Here is a 15,220-nt window from a genome sequence, read left to right as displayed (position 1 = left end):
TACGCCGGCTCGGCGTCTCAGGGCAGGAGAACCACACGTCCGCGGACGCCGGGCTTGGCGGCTTCCTTCTGCGCGTCGGCGACCCGGTCGAGCGGCACCGTCGCATGCACCCTGATGGGGAGGGCGCCGGCCGCGGCGCGTTCGAGTAGGTCCCCGAGACGGCCGTCGGCGTGCGCCACGACCGTGTGCACCGAGATACCGCGCTCGGGTTGCGGGGCCGCCCCGGGCTGAACGCCCACGAATCTCCCGCCGTCGCGCACCAGGGCGAGACCGGTGCTCTGCATCGCGGCCCCGTCGGCCACCGCATCCCATCGGTGGTCCGGCGAGGTCGTGAACGCGGCACCGAGCCCCCGGACGAAGGCCTCGTCGTCGGCCCGGGCGAGGCCGGTGACCTGCCAGCCGCGCTCGCCGGCGAGCGCGAGCAGGTACCCGCCGACGACCCCGGCGGCCCCGGTCACGAGCAGTCGGTTCGATTCCGGGGTGGGGGCGCCGAGCAGGTCCAACATCTGGGCCGCGGCGAGCCCGTTGATCGGGATGGTGGATGCCGCAACGAGATCCAGCGCCTCCGGCACGACGGCGAACTCAGAGGCGCCGATGACCACTTCGTCGGCGTAGGCGCCGATCTCGCGGTCGAACCCGGTCACGACACCGGCCACACGAGCGCCGGGTTCGACGCCGGTGCCGGGGCCCGATTCGATGACCGTGCCGGCGAAGTCCCAGCCGAGCCCCGCTTGCCGTCCCGGTGGGATCACTCCGCGCTGGTGGAAGACCCCTCCGGCCACCGCGAGGTCGACGGGGTTGATCGATGCTGCCGCCACCGCGATCCGGGCCTCGCCGCGCCCGGGAGCGCGGGTGGGAAGGTCGAGGATCTCGATCGAATCGGGTCCCGACGGGGCGCGGACGACCGCCGCGCGAAAGGTGTTGGTGCTCATGGACTGACTCCCTCTGGTGGCGGCGAACTCTTGCGCTCACCTGCTGCAGGCTCCACTATGGTGTGGTAACTCTCCACAGGGAAGTACGCACTTCGAAGTGCGTAACCCACCGCGGAAGGATGCCGGTATGCCCACCGAAACCGCTGCGCAGAAGCGCGCCCGGGCGCGCGCGGACTATGACGCGTTCCTCGCCGAATGCCCGAGTCGCCGGCTGCTCGATCGAATCTCGGACAAATGGGTCGCGTTGATCCTCGCCGCGCTGGGCGGAGGTGGGCCGTCTGGCGTCGAACACGGCGATGGTCCGTGTGCCATGCGGTATTCGGAGTTGTTGCGGCGCCTTGCCGGTGTCAGCGAGAAGATGCTGACGCAGACGCTGCGTTCTCTCGAACGAGACGGGCTGCTCACACGCACGGTCACGCCGACCGTCCCGGTCACCGTGACCTATGAGCTGACCGAACTGGGTCTGTCACTGCACGAGGTCATGCGGATCATGAAGGCGTGGGCCGAGTCTCACATGGATGAGGTCCTCGAGAACCGGGCGCGCCACGACGCGCGGGCCGGGTGAGGGACTCGGTGTTCACTCAGCCGTGGTAGGCGACGTCGAGCTGCTTGACCCCGTTCAGCCAGCCAGAACGCACGCGGCGGATCTCGCCGGCCCGCGAGATGTCGGGCAGGGTGTCGGCGATGGCATTGAAGATCAGGCTGAGTTCGAGGCGGGCGAGGTTGGCGCCGATGCAGAAATGGGCGCCGTTGCCGCCGAAGGACAGGTGCGGGTTGGGGTCCCGCGTGATGTCGAAGCTGAACGGGTCGTCGAAGACGTCCTCGTCGAAGTTGGCGGAGCTGTAGAACAACCCGACGCGCTGTCCGGCGGCGATGTCGACGTCGCCGATGCGGGTGTCGGACAACGCGGTCCGCTGGAATCCGTGGACGGGAGTGGACCAGCGCAGGATCTCCTCGATCGCGGTCGCCGGCCGGTCGCGTTTGTAGAGGTCCCATGCGGCGGGGTGATCGAGGAAGGCATTCATGCCGTGAGACGTCGCGTTGCGCGTGGTCTCGTTGCCCGCGGTGATGAGCAGGATGATGAAGAAACCGAACTCGATCTCGGTCATCGCCTCGCCGTCGATGTCTGCCTGGATCAGCGTGGTGATGATGTCGTCGGTGGGGTTCTTCCGACGCTCCTCGGCCATCGTGTAGGCGTAACCGAGGAGTTCGGCGTTGGCCGTCGCCGGGTCGATGGTCTGGTCGGGGTCGTCGTTGTTGATGGTCGCATCGACGAGCAGGGAGATCCGTTCGCGGTCCGCGTGGGGAATGCCGACGAGGTCCAGGATTGCTTGCAGCGGTAGATGGATGGCGACGTCGTCGACGAAGTTGCCGCCGTCTTTCGCGGCGGCCGCCTCGACGATGGCGTGTGCCGAATCGGCCAGCTTCTCCTTGAGGATCGCGACGGATCGCGGAGTGAAGATGCGCGACACGATCTTTCGCAGACGTGTGTGCTCCGGTGGATCGTGATTGATCAGGAGTGCTTTGGTGAACTCGATCTGCTCGGGGGTCACGTAGTCGGGCAGACGGAGAATGGCTCCCTTGGCGTTGGTCGACCACAACCGGCTGTTCCTGGAGATGTCGCGGACGTCGGCGTGCCGGGAGATGACCCAGAACCCGCCGTCGGTGAAGCCGGACGTCCCCGGGGGCTGCGCATTCCACCAGACCGGTGCGGTGCGCCGGAGCTCGGCGAACTCCTTGATCGGCATGCCCTGCTCCAGCAGGTCGGGGTTGGTGAAGTCGAAGCCCTCGCTGAACGGGCAGACCCCTGCGGATGCCGTCATGTCCAACCTCTTCCGTCGACGGGCGCACCAGACTGGTATGTGTGCCCGGTCACCACACCATACATCATGAACCTGAGCGTATGGTCTGCCCGCGGCGGGCCGGCGGTAGGCTCGACAACTGATGCGAACTCATGGTTGGGGTGGCCGCGTGCCGGTCAACGACGCCGAAGCGGTGTCGCGGATACTCGCGGCGACCAGGGCGACCATCGACCGCCGCGGTACGGCGACCAGCATCGCCGACGTTGCCCGCGAACTCGGCGTGACGCGGCAGACCGTGTATCGCTATTTCTCGGGCACCGAGGAACTCCTGTCGGCGACGGCGCTCGATGCTGTCGAGGGGCTGCTGGCCCGGATCGAGGCGCGCCTGGTCGGCATCGAGCGGCCGGACGCGGCGCTGGTCGAGGGGATCGCCGCGGTTCTGGAGGAACTGGAGCAGGACGATTACGTCGGATTGCTGCTCCGGTCGGACAAGCTGAGCGTCCCGGTCGTCGGAGGGTTCACATCCGACGACGCCCGGCGGTTCGCACGGGCGATGGTCGAGCGCCTCGAGGTGCCCTGGAGCGAGGCGGGTTACGACGCCGACGCGCTCGAGCTCATCACCGAGATCGTGCTGCGCACACTGCAATCCATGGTGATCGATCCCGCATCGTCCCGCAGTGGCGAGGAGATGCGGCGGTTCCTCGACACCTGGGCCGGTGCGGCGATACGGGAGCTGGCCCGTCCCGGTTCATGATCCGGGCGTGAGCGGGCTCTCCTCAGGAAACAACTCATCCTCCTGAGGGAGACAAAGGGCAATATGCCCTCGGAACCCGCTCAGGAGGATGCGAGATTGATGTCGAACACTCCGAACCGGCGGAGCGGCCGTCTCAGGAGGAAGCCGGCTCGCAGATCACGACCGGGATCGTGCGGTCTGTCCAGGCGTCGTAGGTGTCGAAGTCGGCGTAGGTGTCCACCAGGTCCGGCCACAACTGTGCCCGCTCGGCATCGGTGGCCGTGCGCGCGACAAGGTCGTGTTTGTCCTTGCCCACCTGGATGGTGACCTTCGGGTTGTCGCGCAGGTTGAGATACCAGGCCGGGTTCTTCGCCGCGCCGCCCTGGGACGCGACCACCACGAACGCGTTGCCGCGTCGAAGGTAGATCAGGGGAGCCGTGCGGGGCTGACCGGACTTACGGCCGATCGTCGTGAGCAGGCACACCGGCGCGGGTTTGCTCAACCCGGCACCGATGCGCCAGGTGCCGCCGACCCGGCCACCGCTCACCTTGTACAGCGCGGTGTTCGCCTTGGACCCCAGCTTGATGATCCTGCTGACTATGGGCGAATCCAGTTGTGCGGGTTTGTTGTCCGGGTCGAAGACGGGCATCTTGGTAGTCAGATCCGCTCGAGAATGGTGCCGGTGGCCATCGCGCCGCCCGCGCACATCGTGACAAGGGCGGTCTGGCCGTCGCGGCGTTCGAGTTCGTGCAGGGCGGTGGTGATGAGGCGAGACCCGGTGCTGCCCACGGGATGTCCGAGGGCGATCGCGCCGCCGTTCACGTTGACCCGGTCCATGTCGGCGCCGTGGACGCGAGCCCAGCTGAGGACCACGGATGCGAATGCTTCGTTGATCTCGACGATGTCGATGTCGGACAGCGACATTCCCGATTTGGCGAGCACCCGTTCGGTCGCCTGGACCGGGCCGTCGAGGTGGAAGTGGGGCTCCGAGCCGACCAGGGCCTGCGCCTTGATGCGGGCTCGCGGGGTCAGTCCGAGCGCCCGGGCCTTGTCCTCGTCCATGATCAGGACCGCGGCCGCGCCGTCGGAGATCTGCGACGACGTTCCCGCGGTGTGGATGCCGCCGTCGAGGACGGGCTTGAGAGCGGCGAGCGAGTCGAGGGTGGTGTCACGCAGGCCCTGGTCGCGGCTGACGTCGATGATGTTGCCGGTGAGCTCGCCCTCTTTGGTGCGCTCGGGCGCCTTGAAGGTCAGCACCTCTCGCTCGAAGCGGCCTTCGTCCCACGCCTGGCGTGCGAGCCGCTGACTGCGTTCGCCCAGTGCGTCGATGTCGGCGCGGGTGATGCCGCGACGTTTGGCGATGCGTTCGGCGGCCTCGAACTGGTTCGGCATGTCGACGTTCCACGAATCGGCGTGATACGGGCCGGCGTTGGTGCCCACGTTCGCCCCGAGGGGGACCACCGTCATCGTCTCGACGCCGCAGGCGATGCCGATGTCGATCGCGTCGGAGGCGATGAGCCCGGCGATCAGATGGTTGGCCTGCTGCGCCGAACCGCACTGGGCGTCGATGGTGGTGGCACCGGTCGCCTCGGGCAGACCCGCCGACAGCCACGCCTTACGCGTGATGTTGCCGGCCTGCGCGCCGGCCTGGGTGACACAGCCGCCGATCGCCTGCTCGACGAGAGCGGGATCGATCCCGGCCTTCTCGATGACGCCGCGCTGCGCGATGCCGAGCAGCTCCTCGGCGTGGAGGCCCGACAGCCAACCGCCGCGCTTGCCGATCGGCGTGCGCGCCGCTTCCACGATGACCGGAACGCCCATGGCCACTCCTTTGTTTGCCTTACCGAACCCCGAAGCGTACTCAACGACGGGGACGATCGACGGCGTCGCCGTCGACCTCTCCACCCAAGCTAGAACATGTTCTATGTTTGCGTCTACGGCGGATGTTCGGAGCCTCTGCGGTCACCGCCTGAGCCGGGTGTCGCGGTGTCGGTTGCGCACCTGCGGGATGGCGAATATGACATTGCGGAACGACCAATACGCAGGTGAGCGGCACCGGAGACGCCAAAACTAGAACAAGTTCTCGTCTGAGGGTGTCGTACGCGTCACAGTGTGCTTGAATGTGATTGAAACAGGTTCTAAATCTCACAGAGGTGGTGTGACGTGACCCAGGCCCAGAGCGCCCCGATCGGCAGCGAGCCGGCCACGGCGAATTCTGCGCAGACGAGCGCTTCCGACGTCGTCGAGAAGTGTCCGTTCATGGAGCAGGAGGGTTGGGATTTCACCAACCCCGATCTGCTCGAGCAGGGAATTCCCGTGGCGGAGTTCGCGCAACTGCGCAAGACAGCGCCGGTCTGGTGGAATGCCCAGGCTCCCGGCAAGGGTGGTGGTTTCCACGACGGCGGGTACTGGGTGATCTCCAAGCACGCCCACGTCCGCGAGATCTCGAAGAACAACGATGACTGGGAAACCAACGCCAACGGCGTCATCATGCGGTTCGACGACGAGATGACCGCTGAGCAGATCGAGATCACCAAGGCACTGCTGATCAATCACGATCCGCCGGAGCACACCCGTCTTCGCAAGCTGGTCTCCAAGCTGTTCACCCCCCGCGCGGTGCATTCACTCGAGGAGAAGCTCGATGACGCCGCTCGCGAGATCGTCACGCGCGCAGCGGAGAAGGGCAGCGGCGACTTCGTCAAGGACATCGCCGTCGACCTGCCGCTGCTGGCGATCGCCGATCTCCTCGGTGTTCCCGAGGAAGACCGCGAGAAGCTGTTCGACTGGTCGAATTCGATGATGAACGCCGACGACCCGGACTACACGACCGATCCGCAGCAGGCCAACGCCGAGATCCTCGGATACGGCTACACGATGGCCGAGGAGAAGCGTAAGAACCCGGGCGAGGACATCGTCACCACCCTGGTCAACGCCGACCTCGACGGGCAGTCGCTCGACGAGACGGAGTTCGGCTTCTTCTTCATCCTGCTGACCGTGGCCGGCAACGAGACCACGCGTAACGCCATCAGCCACGGCATGAATGCGTTCCTGGACAACCCAGACCAGTGGGAGCTGTTCAAGAAGGAGCGCCCGGCCACCGCCGTCGACGAGATCGTCCGCTGGGCCACCCCGGTCAACTGCTTCCAGCGAACTGCCAAGCGGGACACCCAGATCGGCGGCAAAGACATCGCCAAGGGCGAGCGTGTCGGCATGTTCTACGGCTCCGCGAACTACGACGAGGACGTCTTCGACGATCCGTTCTCGTTCAACATCCTGCGTGATCCCAACCCGCACGTCGGTTTCGGCGGCAACGGTGCGCACTTCTGTGTCGGCGCCAACCTCGCGCGCATGGAGATCAACCTGATGTTCAATGCGCTCGCCGACCTCGTCCCCGACATCACCAAGCTCGACGCACCGCGCCGGTTGCGTCACGGCTGGATCAACGGGATGAAGGAACTTCGCGTCGACTACGGCACGAAGTGACGTCGACCGACGGTTCACCGGCCTATCTCGGCATCGACCGGGAGAACCATCCCGCGGTCGTCGCCGGCCGGCGTTCGCGGGAGTTCGTCGAATCGCGAGACAAGCAGGCCTGGGTCGACAACTTCGCCGCCGACGCCACGGTCGAAGACCCGGTCGGTCCGTCGATGTTCGACCCCGAGGGTGTCGGATTCCATGGGCACGAGCAGATCTCGGAGTTCTGGGACAAGTCCATCGCGGCCACCGAGAGCATCGAGTTCCGCTTCGACGAGGAGATCATCTGCGGCAACGAGGTGGCCTACATCGGGTCCATCGTCACGCACATCGCCGGACACGTCTCCGAGGCCAGGGGAGTGTTCACCTATCGCGCCGATGCCGACGGCAAGTTGTCGGCGCTGCGCGCCTTCTGGGAAGTGGAGAAGACGATCCAGTCGGTGCGCACGGCCTGAGTCGTCGACGAATACCGCCGCGGGCGGGACAGATGTTCACCACATCTGTTCCGCCCGCGGTTTTCGTTGCGACGAGTTCCGCGGGCGGGGACCCTGGTCAGTACCTGCCGGCGTGGCGTCCCAGCACGCGGGCGCTGAGGGAAGGACGACGATGAGATCACTCCACCGGATTCGGAACTATGTACGGGCCATGGGTCGTGCGCGTCGTCATCGCGGCGACCTCGTCGGCCACTTCGTGCGCCGGCCGCTACTCGCCGGCGCCACCGTCGGCATGGAGTCGGCGCTGCTGCTGTCGAACAGGATGGACCCGAAGCTCAAGGAGCTCGCCGAGCTCAAGACCGCGGGTCTGGTCAGCTGCGAGTTCTGCCTCGACATCGGGTCGGCACTGGCGTCGGGCGCGGGTATCGGTGAGCAGCAAGTGCGGGACCTGCCGCGCTATCGGGATTCGACCGTCTACACCGAGGTCGAGAAACTCGTGATCGCCTACGCGGAGGCCATGACCCTGACGCCGGCCGTAGCCGACGACCTCGCCGACCTGCGTCGTCGACTGTCCGAACACTTCTCGCCGGCACAGATCGTCGAACTCGCGATGACCATCGCCTGGGAGAACCAACGCGCACGGCTCAACCAGTCGCTGGGCGTGCGTCCGACCGGTATGTCCGACGGCCTCGCCTGCGCACTCCCCGAGCGCAGTTCATAGCTGCCGGCCCAACACGCAGTTCATGGCAACGATGCGCCCCCAACGCGCATCGTTGCCATGAGTCCTGCGGCATGAGTCCTGCGATCAGTGCAGGGGCTTGTCCGCCCCGACGAGCCACATCGAGAAGTACTGCGAGCCACCGCCGTACGCATGGCCCAGCGCCTTGCGTGCGTCCGGAACCTGGTGGTCGCCCGCCTTTCCCATGACCTGGATCGCGGCCTCGGCGAAGCGGATCATGCCCGACGCGCCGATGGGGTTCGACGACAGCACGCCGCCCGAGGCGTTCAGCGGAATACGGCCACCGATCTCGGTGTCACCCGACTCGGTGAGCTTCCAGCCCTCGCCCTCGGCGACGAAACCGAGGTTCTCCAGCCACATCGGCTCGAACCAGGAGAACGGAACATAGATCTCGGCGGCGTCGATCTCCTCGAGCGGATTGCTGATACCGCCGGCCTTCCACAGTGCCGCGGCCGCATCGCGCCCGGCCTGCGGGCTCACCACGTTGCGGTGTGCGTAGGACAGCGGTTCGGTGCGCATCGCGGTGGCGTGGATCCAGGCCACCGGATCGCCCGCGGCGACGGCGTCGTCGGCGGCCTGCTCGTCGCCGATGACGACCGCACATGCACCATCGGAGGACGGGCAGGTCTCGTCGTAGCGGATCGGGTCCCAGAGCATCTGCGAGCTCATGACCTTCTCCGTGGTCTGATCCGGCTGATGCAGGTGCGCCAGCGGATTCAGTGCGCCGTTGCGCCGGTCCTTGGCCGCGACCATCGCGCCGATGTGTTCGGGCGCACCCGACTGGCGGATGTAGGAGCGCACATGCGGGGCGAAGAAGCCGCCCGCGCCGGCACCGACCGGCTTGGTGAAGGGGACCGGAATCGACAGGGCCCACATGGCATTGGATTCCGACTGCTTCTCCCAGGCGACCGCGAGCACGCGCCGGTGCACACCGGCGAAGACCAGCGACGCCGCGACGTTGGCGGTCGAACCGCCGACCGAGCCGGCCGTGTGGACGCGGATGAGTCGTTTGCCGACCGCGCCGATGGCCTCGGCCATCGCGAGTTCGGGCATCATCGAGCCCTCGAACAGATCGGGTGCCTTGCCGATGACGATCGCGTCGATGTCGTCGAGGGAGGTCTTGGAGTCGGCCAGTGCGGCGTCGATGGCCTCGCGGACCATCCCGGCCATGGTGACGTCGGACCGCTTGGCCACATAGCGTGTCTGTCCGGTGCCGAGAACGGCCGCGCGGTTCTTGTGTGCCATCAGTGCTCGCCCCCAGTGTTCGTCGATGCCGTGCTGTTGCGGTCAGCCAGGGTGACCACCATGTTCTGTTGCAGCAGCGGACCGCTGGACGCATGCGCGACGGCGGTGCCGGCGTTGCCGGTGAGGATCTCGTGCGCTGCGTAGCCGATGCGCTGCAACCCCGCGGAGAACAGCGAGTTGCCCGCCAGCGAACCGCCGGACGGATTGATGCGCACCGAGTCCGGGAGCCCGAGGGCGTTGCGGACGATGATCTCCTGGTGCGAGTAGGAGGCGTTGATCTCGGCCACGTCCACCGCGCGGCTGCGGTCGCCGAACGCGGTGTCGCCTGCGAGTTTCGTCGACGGTGAGACGGTGAGATCGCGGGCACCGAAGTTCGGGGTGTCGATCCGATGATCCCAGCCGGTGACGAACGCCGGGTTGGCCACCAGCTCACGGGCTTTGCGCTCGCTGGCGATGATGACCGCGGCCGCGGCGTCGGTGTAGGGCGCGATATCGTGGCGCCGCAACGGGTTCGCGACGTAGTCACCGGCGAGGAGGTCCTCCGCGGACCCGCCGAAGGTCCGGGCGCCGATGACGGCCATATCCTCCTCGGTCCACTTCCCGGCGTCGATGCCGGCGCGAGCCTGCAGGGCGCCGAGCGAGCGTGCGTCGGGGTGCAGCGGTGCGACGGTGTACGGGTCGGTCTGCAGTGCCAGGGTCTGATCGGTGTTCCCGGCGGTGGCCTTGCCGAAGCCGTAGGCGAGAGCCAGGTCGACCTCGCCGGTGGCGATCTTCACCCAGGCCTCGTAGAGCGCCCACGCACCGTCCATCTCCACATGGGACTCGTTGATCGGCGGCATCGCACCGATCGAGTCGATCGCGGAGATGAACGAGAATGCCCGCCCGGCAAGGTAATCCGACGACCCGCTGCACCAGAACTCGATGTCGGTGCGAGCGATGCCGAGTTCGGCGTAGAGCTTGTCGAAGCAGGGGATCAGCATCTCGACACCGTTGGTGGTGCCGTGCGTGCCGGCGATGTTGGGGCTGTGCGCGAAGCCGATGATCGCGATCGGGGGCAGTGTCATCAGAGGTGGTCCTTCATCACAGGTGATCCGTCGTCAGAGATGGTCACGGTAGGTCTCGTACTCGGCGTCGGGTTCCCCGGTGGGCGCGAAGTGGCTGATGTTGCCGATCGAGTGTTCCCACTCGTCTTCGGGAAGCCAGACGGCCTTGACGCGCATGCCCATTCGGACGTCGGAGGCCTCACAGTCCAGGATCAGGTGCAGGAACGGGATGTCGGCACCGTCGAGCAGCACATAGGCGGCCACGTACGGCGGCTTGATCCGTTGCCCCTGGAACGGCACGTTGACGATGCAGAAGGTCGTGACGATGCCGGTGTGCGGCAGTTCGACGCGTTCGGAGGCAGGCGATCCGTCGGCCGGGCTCACGCCGCGGGGCGGGAAGTACACGCGTCCGGCGTCGACTCCCGAACCGATCCGGGTGCCGATCAGCTTGCCCGCCTTCAGACCTTCGAGGTAGACCGATTCTTCTTCGTTGGCCGAGTGGGTGATCTGTGTGGTGACCGGCGTGGGGATCACGACGAGACCGGTCTCGGCTCCCTTCGGCGCGTCCGCGGTGTTGTCCGGCGCGCTCTCCGGGCTCTCGCCCGGTGCGAAGTGGATGATGTCGTCGATGCGGCCGATCCGCGCCGCGCCGAAGACCGCGTGCACCCGCATGCCGGTCGACATCTCGGCGGCCGATTCCACCGAAACCGCATGCAGCAGTGCGGTGTCTGCGCCGTCGAGCTTGATCAGGGCCCAGGCGAACGGCTTGTCCAGCGGCTGACCTTCGACCGGCTCGGGATGCCACGTCCACGTGGTCACGGTGCCGACGGTCGAGACCTCCACGAACTCGGTCGACTGCCGGCCGGTGACCGGATCGAATTCGACCGGTGGAACCGAGACCTTGCCGTCGCTGCCCTTGGACCCGATGATCCGGCCGTCACGCAGGGCGAGAGCGAACTGGCTCAGGACCGGGCCCAACGAGCGGGTGTAGGCGAAGGAGTTGGTCAACGGAGCGGTCAGGATGGGGGATTCCGGTTGGGGCACCTCGGCGACAGGACTCGTTGGCCGGGCACCCGGAGAAGCTACGCTCATGCTCACGACTCCGAGTAGAACACGTTCTAGTATTGGGCACAAGATGCATGTCAGGCCGTGGGAACGCGCGGCGTGGCGAGAAGGGGAGTGGGAGTGAAGCTCGGTCTGCAGCTCGGGTACTGGGGCGCCGATCCGATCCCGAACGCGCCGGCGCTGATCGGCGCCGCGGAGGAATGCGGGTTCGACGCGGTGTTCACCGCGGAATCGTGGGGATCGGACGCGTACACACCACTGGCCTGGTGGGGCGCGGCGACGTCGCGTATCCGCCTCGGCACCGCGGTGGCGCAGTTGTCGGCGCGCCCGCCGACCTCGCTGGCCATGCACGCGCTGACCCTCGACCACCTCTCCGGGGGCCGCCACATCGTCGGCCTCGGGGTGTCGGGGCCGCAGGTGGTGGAGGGCTGGTACGGCGAGCCGTTCGGGAAACCGTTGGCGCGCACCCGCGAATACGTGCGGGTGGTCCGGGATGTCCTCGCCCGCGCCGACAAGGTGACGAACGCGGGACCGCACTATCCGCTGCCGTATCCGGCCGACGCGCCGGGCGCCACCGGACTCGGCAAACCGCTCAAGCCGATCACGCATCCCCTGCGTGCCGATGTCCCGATCTGGTTGGGCGCGGAGGGGCCGAAGAACGTTGCGCAGACCGCCGAGATCGCCGACGGGTGGCTCGCGATCTTCTTCAGCCTCGGGCTCGCCGACCAGTACAACTCCTGGCTCGACGAGGGATTCGCGCGTCCGGGGGCGCGGCGTCGGCGAGAGGACTTCGAGGTGGCCGCGACGGTGCAGGTGGTGATCACCGACGACGTCGGCTCGGCCATCGGCCGGTACCGGCCGTCGACGGCGCTCTACGTCGGTGGAATGGGTGCCAAGGAGAAGAACTTCCACGCCGAGCTGTACAAGCGGATGGGGTACGCCGACGCGGTCGACGAGATCGTCGGCCTGTTCTTGAGCGGCAAGAAGGCCGAGGCGGTCGCCGCAGTCCCCGACGAGATGGTGCGCGAGACGATGCTCGTCGGAACCGCCGACGAGGTGCGCAGCCAGATCAAGGAGTGGGAGGCCGCGGGCGTCACGATGCTGATGGTCACCGCGCGGGACACCGACACCATCCGGGAGCTCGCGACGCTGGTCTGACTCGTCGCGGCTCGTCGTCCTTACCACGCGCCACCGACAACTTCGCGTCACCCGACCAGGTGCGACAGTGGTTGCGCGCCAATGGGTTCCGGTCTACAATCGAACGCACGATCTATCGGCTACCGGGGGGTGACCGTCATGACCACGCATATGGAGTCGGCCGACGCCGCGTCCCTGCCGGAAGCCGTGCGCCTGGCGGATGAGCTGGATCGGCTCCTCGACGAGATGCAAGCGGCGAACCTGGCGGAATGCTCCGATGCCCAGCTGGTCGATGTGGCGGTGCGGACCGAACGGGCCATCGCGCGACTGAACCACGCGGGCGACCGGCAGATCGTGGAGAGCGTCGAACGTGACCTGCCCCGCAAGACCGGCCACCGAAGCGTGACCGCGTTCATGGCCCACCGCCTGAGGATCACCGATCCGGGACGCCGCAACAGGCAACGCGCCGCGACGGCGACCTACTCGAGTCCCACCGGCGAACCTCTGGAGCCGGAGTATCCCGGTCTGGCTGCAGACTTCGCCGCCGGCCGGGTCGGTGCCGGGCATGTGCGTGCGGTCATCGATGTGCTCGAGCAGATCCCGCCGGCGACCGACCATGATGTGAAAGTCGCTGCGGAACGGCAGATGGCCGAGATCGCCGTCGACCACACCCCGGACGACATCGCCGCCCTCGGCGCACGTCTGCTGGGGTACCTCGACCCGGACGGCACCCTGGCCGATGAGACAGGGCGCAAGCGGAAACGCGCGTTGTGGATCAACCGGCAACATGCCGACGGGACGGCGAAACTCACCGCCGTGCTGACGGCGGAAATGGCCGCCCTGCTGAAGATGCTGCTCGCCGGCGGCGCCCGCGCCGGGATGAACAACCCCGATGATCCGACCTCACCGCAGGGACTCGCCGAAGATGCCGACCCTGATGCGGTGACCGCAGCGGCCGAACGTGATGACCGCACCCCGGCACAGATGAACCACGACGCCCTACACGCCGCATTGACGTCGATGTTCGCGAGTGGGGTACTGGGTTCGACGCATCGCGGCCTGCCGATGACGTTGATCGTCAAGGCCGACCTCGGCGATCTGCAGCGCGGAACCGGCATGGCCACCACGGTGACCGGCACGCTGCTGCCGATCCCCGACCTGATCAACATGGCTGCCGACATCCAGCCGTATCTGGCGATCTTCAAAGACGCCACCGCGGTGCCGTTGTACTTCGGCACCGGCAAACGCTTCGCCACGAGGGGTCAGCGCCTCGTCTCCTTCGCGCGACCCGATGGTGAGGTCTGCTCGGCACCCGGGTGCGATCAGCCCGCGGCTCAGGTGGAGATCCACCACGCCGAACAGGATTGGGCGCTGGGCGGATTGACCGACATCACCGACCTCGCCCCCGCCTGCGGGCGCCACAACCGCATGGTGGGTGCCCGGCCCGGGCAGTACACGACGAGGATGGAACGCGAAGGCCCCGAGGAAGGCCGGTGCGTGTGGCGGTTGAACGCCGAACCCGGAGCCCCACCCAACCCCGAACGGGTCAACCGGCGACCGGACATACCGCACCGATTCGCCGCCCACCTCTACGATGTGCGCCACGAGATCTACGGACCCGACACGTCCGACGATCCCGCATGTCTTTCCTCACGGGTGGTCATCGACCATCGGCCCGCCGCCGGATTCTCCCGGGTCGAAGCACGTCTCGCCGCGCTGCTCAGCGCGAACTGACTGCCGGTCCAGCACTCCCGGGCTGCGCCGCGAGGCTCACTCGCCGGTGAACTCCGGGGTGCGCTTCTCGGCGAAGGCCCGCGGACCGACCTTGGCGTCCTTGGACTTGAAGACCGAGATGCCGATCTTCGCGTCGATCTCGAAGGCGTCGAGCTCGTGCAGGCCCTCGGTGTCGCGGATGGTCTTGAGGATGCCCTGCACGGCGAGGGGCCCGTTGGCGGCGATCTTCTCTGCCAGGTCGAGGGCCTTGTCCAGGGCGGTGCCGTCGTCGACCACATGCCCGATCAGGCCGTACTCGAGTGCTTCGCGCGCGGTGATGTGGCGACCGGTCAGCAGGATGTCGCAGGCGACGGTGTACGGGATCTGCCGGACGAGGCGCACCGCGCTGCCGCCCATTGGGTACAGGCCCCAGCGCGCCTCGGAGACACCGAATTTCGCGCTTTCGCCCGCGATGCGGATGTCGGTGCCCTGCAGGATCTCGGTGCCGCCGGCGATGGCCGGACCCTCTACTGCGGCGATCAGCGGCTTGGTGAGACGACGGCCCTTGAGCAGCGCCGGCAACGACGCCGGGTTCCACGCGCCCGAGTCGACGGTGTCGCCCGGGGCGTTCTTGTTCATGCTCTTGAGATCGGCGCCCGCGCAGAAGTATCCGCCCGCTCCGGTGAGGATGGCGACGCGGATGTCGGGATCGGCGTCGACCTGATCCCACGCTTCGGTCATGATCCGCATCATCTCCGTCGACAGCGCGTTACGCGCTTCCGGGCGGTTCATCGTGACGATGAGGATGTGTCCGCGCTTCTCGACGAGGCACTCGGGAGCCTTGTCGGTGGGGGACTCGGTGGGGGTGGCTGTGGTCATCGCTGTCTCCCGGGTCATATTGCC

15 protein-coding genes are annotated in these 15,220 nt (G+C 67.2%); 7 read left to right on the top strand and 8 right to left on the bottom strand.

Translation table 11 applies throughout. The annotated features are described in order from the left end of the window. Positions 1 to 17: 17 nt before the first annotated feature. Positions 18 to 932 (bottom strand): NADP-dependent oxidoreductase, encoded by a 915-nt coding sequence (locus tag H1R19_RS18835; RefSeq protein ID WP_219849799.1) that lies wholly within the window; start codon positions 930 to 932, stop codon positions 18 to 20. A 127-nt stretch (positions 933 to 1,059) separates the two neighbouring features. Here H1R19_RS18835 and H1R19_RS18830 point away from each other — a divergent pair, with 127 nt between their 5' ends. Further along, the gene (locus tag H1R19_RS18830; RefSeq protein ID WP_219849798.1) at positions 1,060 to 1,497 is read left to right on the top strand and encodes a winged helix-turn-helix transcriptional regulator; all 438 of its coding nucleotides are present in this window, start codon (positions 1,060 to 1,062) and stop codon (positions 1,495 to 1,497) included. 16 nt (positions 1,498 to 1,513) lie between these two features. Here H1R19_RS18830 and H1R19_RS18825 read toward each other — a convergent pair whose 3' ends face one another. After that, positions 1,514 to 2,755 carry a cytochrome P450 gene (locus H1R19_RS18825; protein WP_188328880.1) on the bottom strand — a complete coding sequence of 414 codons (1,242 nt, stop codon included), beginning with the start codon at positions 2,753 to 2,755 and terminating at the stop codon, positions 1,514 to 1,516. A gap of 121 nt (positions 2,756 to 2,876) precedes the next feature. On the opposite strand from H1R19_RS18825, the gene H1R19_RS18820 reads away from it, so the two are divergent. Continuing rightward, positions 2,877 to 3,488: a TetR/AcrR family transcriptional regulator gene (locus tag H1R19_RS18820; protein WP_219849797.1), complete on the top strand. Its 612-nt coding sequence runs from the start codon at positions 2,877 to 2,879 to the stop codon at positions 3,486 to 3,488. A gap of 133 nt (positions 3,489 to 3,621) precedes the next feature. Here H1R19_RS18820 and H1R19_RS18815 read toward each other — a convergent pair whose 3' ends face one another. Together H1R19_RS18815 and H1R19_RS18810 are read right to left on the bottom strand one after the other, a co-directional pair. After that, positions 3,622 to 4,116, bottom strand: coding sequence for a nitroreductase family deazaflavin-dependent oxidoreductase (locus tag H1R19_RS18815; protein ID WP_219849796.1), 495 nt, complete (start codon positions 4,114 to 4,116; stop codon positions 3,622 to 3,624). An 8-nt stretch (positions 4,117 to 4,124) separates the two neighbouring features. Next, positions 4,125 to 5,288, bottom strand: a complete 1,164-nt coding sequence (locus H1R19_RS18810) for a steroid 3-ketoacyl-CoA thiolase (protein ID WP_188328877.1) — start codon at positions 5,286 to 5,288, stop codon at positions 4,125 to 4,127. Between the two features lie 342 nt (positions 5,289 to 5,630). On the opposite strand from H1R19_RS18810, the gene H1R19_RS18805 reads away from it, so the two are divergent. From H1R19_RS18805 to H1R19_RS18795, 3 genes are all read left to right on the top strand, one after another. Further along, on the top strand, positions 5,631 to 6,950 hold the full coding sequence (locus tag H1R19_RS18805) for a cytochrome P450 (protein WP_280527222.1): 1,320 nt from the start codon (positions 5,631 to 5,633) through the stop codon (positions 6,948 to 6,950). Then, on the top strand, positions 6,947 to 7,396 hold the full coding sequence (locus H1R19_RS18800) for a nuclear transport factor 2 family protein (protein WP_188328876.1): 450 nt from the start codon (positions 6,947 to 6,949) through the stop codon (positions 7,394 to 7,396). Before H1R19_RS18805 ends, H1R19_RS18800 begins: the two co-directional genes overlap by 4 nt. A gap of 151 nt (positions 7,397 to 7,547) precedes the next feature. Further along, positions 7,548 to 8,096 (top strand): carboxymuconolactone decarboxylase family protein, encoded by a 549-nt coding sequence (locus H1R19_RS18795; RefSeq protein WP_219849795.1) that lies wholly within the window; start codon positions 7,548 to 7,550, stop codon positions 8,094 to 8,096. Positions 8,097 to 8,180: 84 nt separating this feature from the next. Here H1R19_RS18795 and H1R19_RS18790 read toward each other — a convergent pair whose 3' ends face one another. The 3 genes from H1R19_RS18790 to H1R19_RS18780 are packed head-to-tail and all read right to left on the bottom strand — an operon-like array spanning position 8,181 to position 11,494. Continuing rightward, complete coding sequence (locus H1R19_RS18790) at positions 8,181 to 9,359, bottom strand: thiolase domain-containing protein (protein ID WP_219849794.1); 1,179 nt, start codon at positions 9,357 to 9,359, stop codon at positions 8,181 to 8,183. Continuing rightward, positions 9,359 to 10,423 (bottom strand): thiolase domain-containing protein, encoded by a 1,065-nt coding sequence (locus H1R19_RS18785; protein WP_219849793.1) that lies wholly within the window; start codon positions 10,421 to 10,423, stop codon positions 9,359 to 9,361. Before H1R19_RS18785 ends, H1R19_RS18790 begins: the two co-directional genes overlap by 1 nt. Before the next feature lie 33 nt (positions 10,424 to 10,456). After that, complete coding sequence (locus tag H1R19_RS18780) at positions 10,457 to 11,494, bottom strand: OB-fold nucleic acid binding domain-containing protein (protein WP_188328872.1); 1,038 nt, start codon at positions 11,492 to 11,494, stop codon at positions 10,457 to 10,459. A 93-nt stretch (positions 11,495 to 11,587) separates the two neighbouring features. Here H1R19_RS18780 and H1R19_RS18775 point away from each other — a divergent pair, with 93 nt between their 5' ends. Together H1R19_RS18775 and H1R19_RS18770 are read left to right on the top strand one after the other, a co-directional pair. Further along, positions 11,588 to 12,625, top strand: a complete 1,038-nt coding sequence (locus tag H1R19_RS18775; protein WP_219849792.1) for an LLM class F420-dependent oxidoreductase — start codon at positions 11,588 to 11,590, stop codon at positions 12,623 to 12,625. Positions 12,626 to 12,763: 138 nt separating this feature from the next. Continuing rightward, entirely contained in the window at positions 12,764 to 14,338 is a 1,575-nt protein-coding gene (locus H1R19_RS18770) for an HNH endonuclease signature motif containing protein (RefSeq protein ID WP_219849791.1), read from the top strand. Positions 14,339 to 14,374: 36 nt separating this feature from the next. On the opposite strand, the gene H1R19_RS18765 is transcribed toward H1R19_RS18770, so the two are convergent. After that, entirely contained in the window at positions 14,375 to 15,196 is an 822-nt protein-coding gene (locus tag H1R19_RS18765; RefSeq protein WP_219849790.1) for a crotonase/enoyl-CoA hydratase family protein, read from the bottom strand. Positions 15,197 to 15,220 lie beyond the last annotated feature (24 nt).

The sequence above is a fragment of the Gordonia jinghuaiqii genome (genome assembly GCF_014041935.1).
Taxonomy (GTDB): domain Bacteria; phylum Actinomycetota; class Actinomycetes; order Mycobacteriales; family Mycobacteriaceae; genus Gordonia; species Gordonia jinghuaiqii.
Note: the sequence above shows the minus strand (reverse complement) of the source record. Positions and strands in the feature narration are given on the sequence as shown.

Coding starts and splice junctions, on each gene's coding strand:
- H1R19_RS18835 (WP_219849799.1), bottom strand. CDS start 932: ATGAGCACCAACACCTTTCGCGCGGCGGTCGTCCGCGCCCCGTCGGGA.
- H1R19_RS18830 (WP_219849798.1), top strand. CDS start 1,060: ATGCCCACCGAAACCGCTGCGCAGAAGCGCGCCCGGGCGCGCGCGGAC.
- H1R19_RS18825 (WP_188328880.1), bottom strand. CDS start 2,755: ATGACGGCATCCGCAGGGGTCTGCCCGTTCAGCGAGGGCTTCGACTTC.
- H1R19_RS18820 (WP_219849797.1), top strand. CDS start 2,877: ATGCGAACTCATGGTTGGGGTGGCCGCGTGCCGGTCAACGACGCCGAA.
- H1R19_RS18815 (WP_219849796.1), bottom strand. CDS start 4,116: ATGCCCGTCTTCGACCCGGACAACAAACCCGCACAACTGGATTCGCCC.
- H1R19_RS18810 (WP_188328877.1), bottom strand. CDS start 5,288: ATGGGCGTTCCGGTCATCGTGGAAGCGGCGCGCACGCCGATCGGCAAG.
- H1R19_RS18795 (WP_219849795.1), top strand. CDS start 7,548: ATGAGATCACTCCACCGGATTCGGAACTATGTACGGGCCATGGGTCGT.
- H1R19_RS18790 (WP_219849794.1), bottom strand. CDS start 9,359: ATGGCACACAAGAACCGCGCGGCCGTTCTCGGCACCGGACAGACACGC.
- H1R19_RS18785 (WP_219849793.1), bottom strand. CDS start 10,423: ATGACACTGCCCCCGATCGCGATCATCGGCTTCGCGCACAGCCCCAAC.
- H1R19_RS18780 (WP_188328872.1), bottom strand. CDS start 11,494: ATGAGCGTAGCTTCTCCGGGTGCCCGGCCAACGAGTCCTGTCGCCGAG.
- H1R19_RS18770 (WP_219849791.1), top strand. CDS start 12,764: ATGACCACGCATATGGAGTCGGCCGACGCCGCGTCCCTGCCGGAAGCC.
- H1R19_RS18765 (WP_219849790.1), bottom strand. CDS start 15,196: ATGACCACAGCCACCCCCACCGAGTCCCCCACCGACAAGGCTCCCGAG.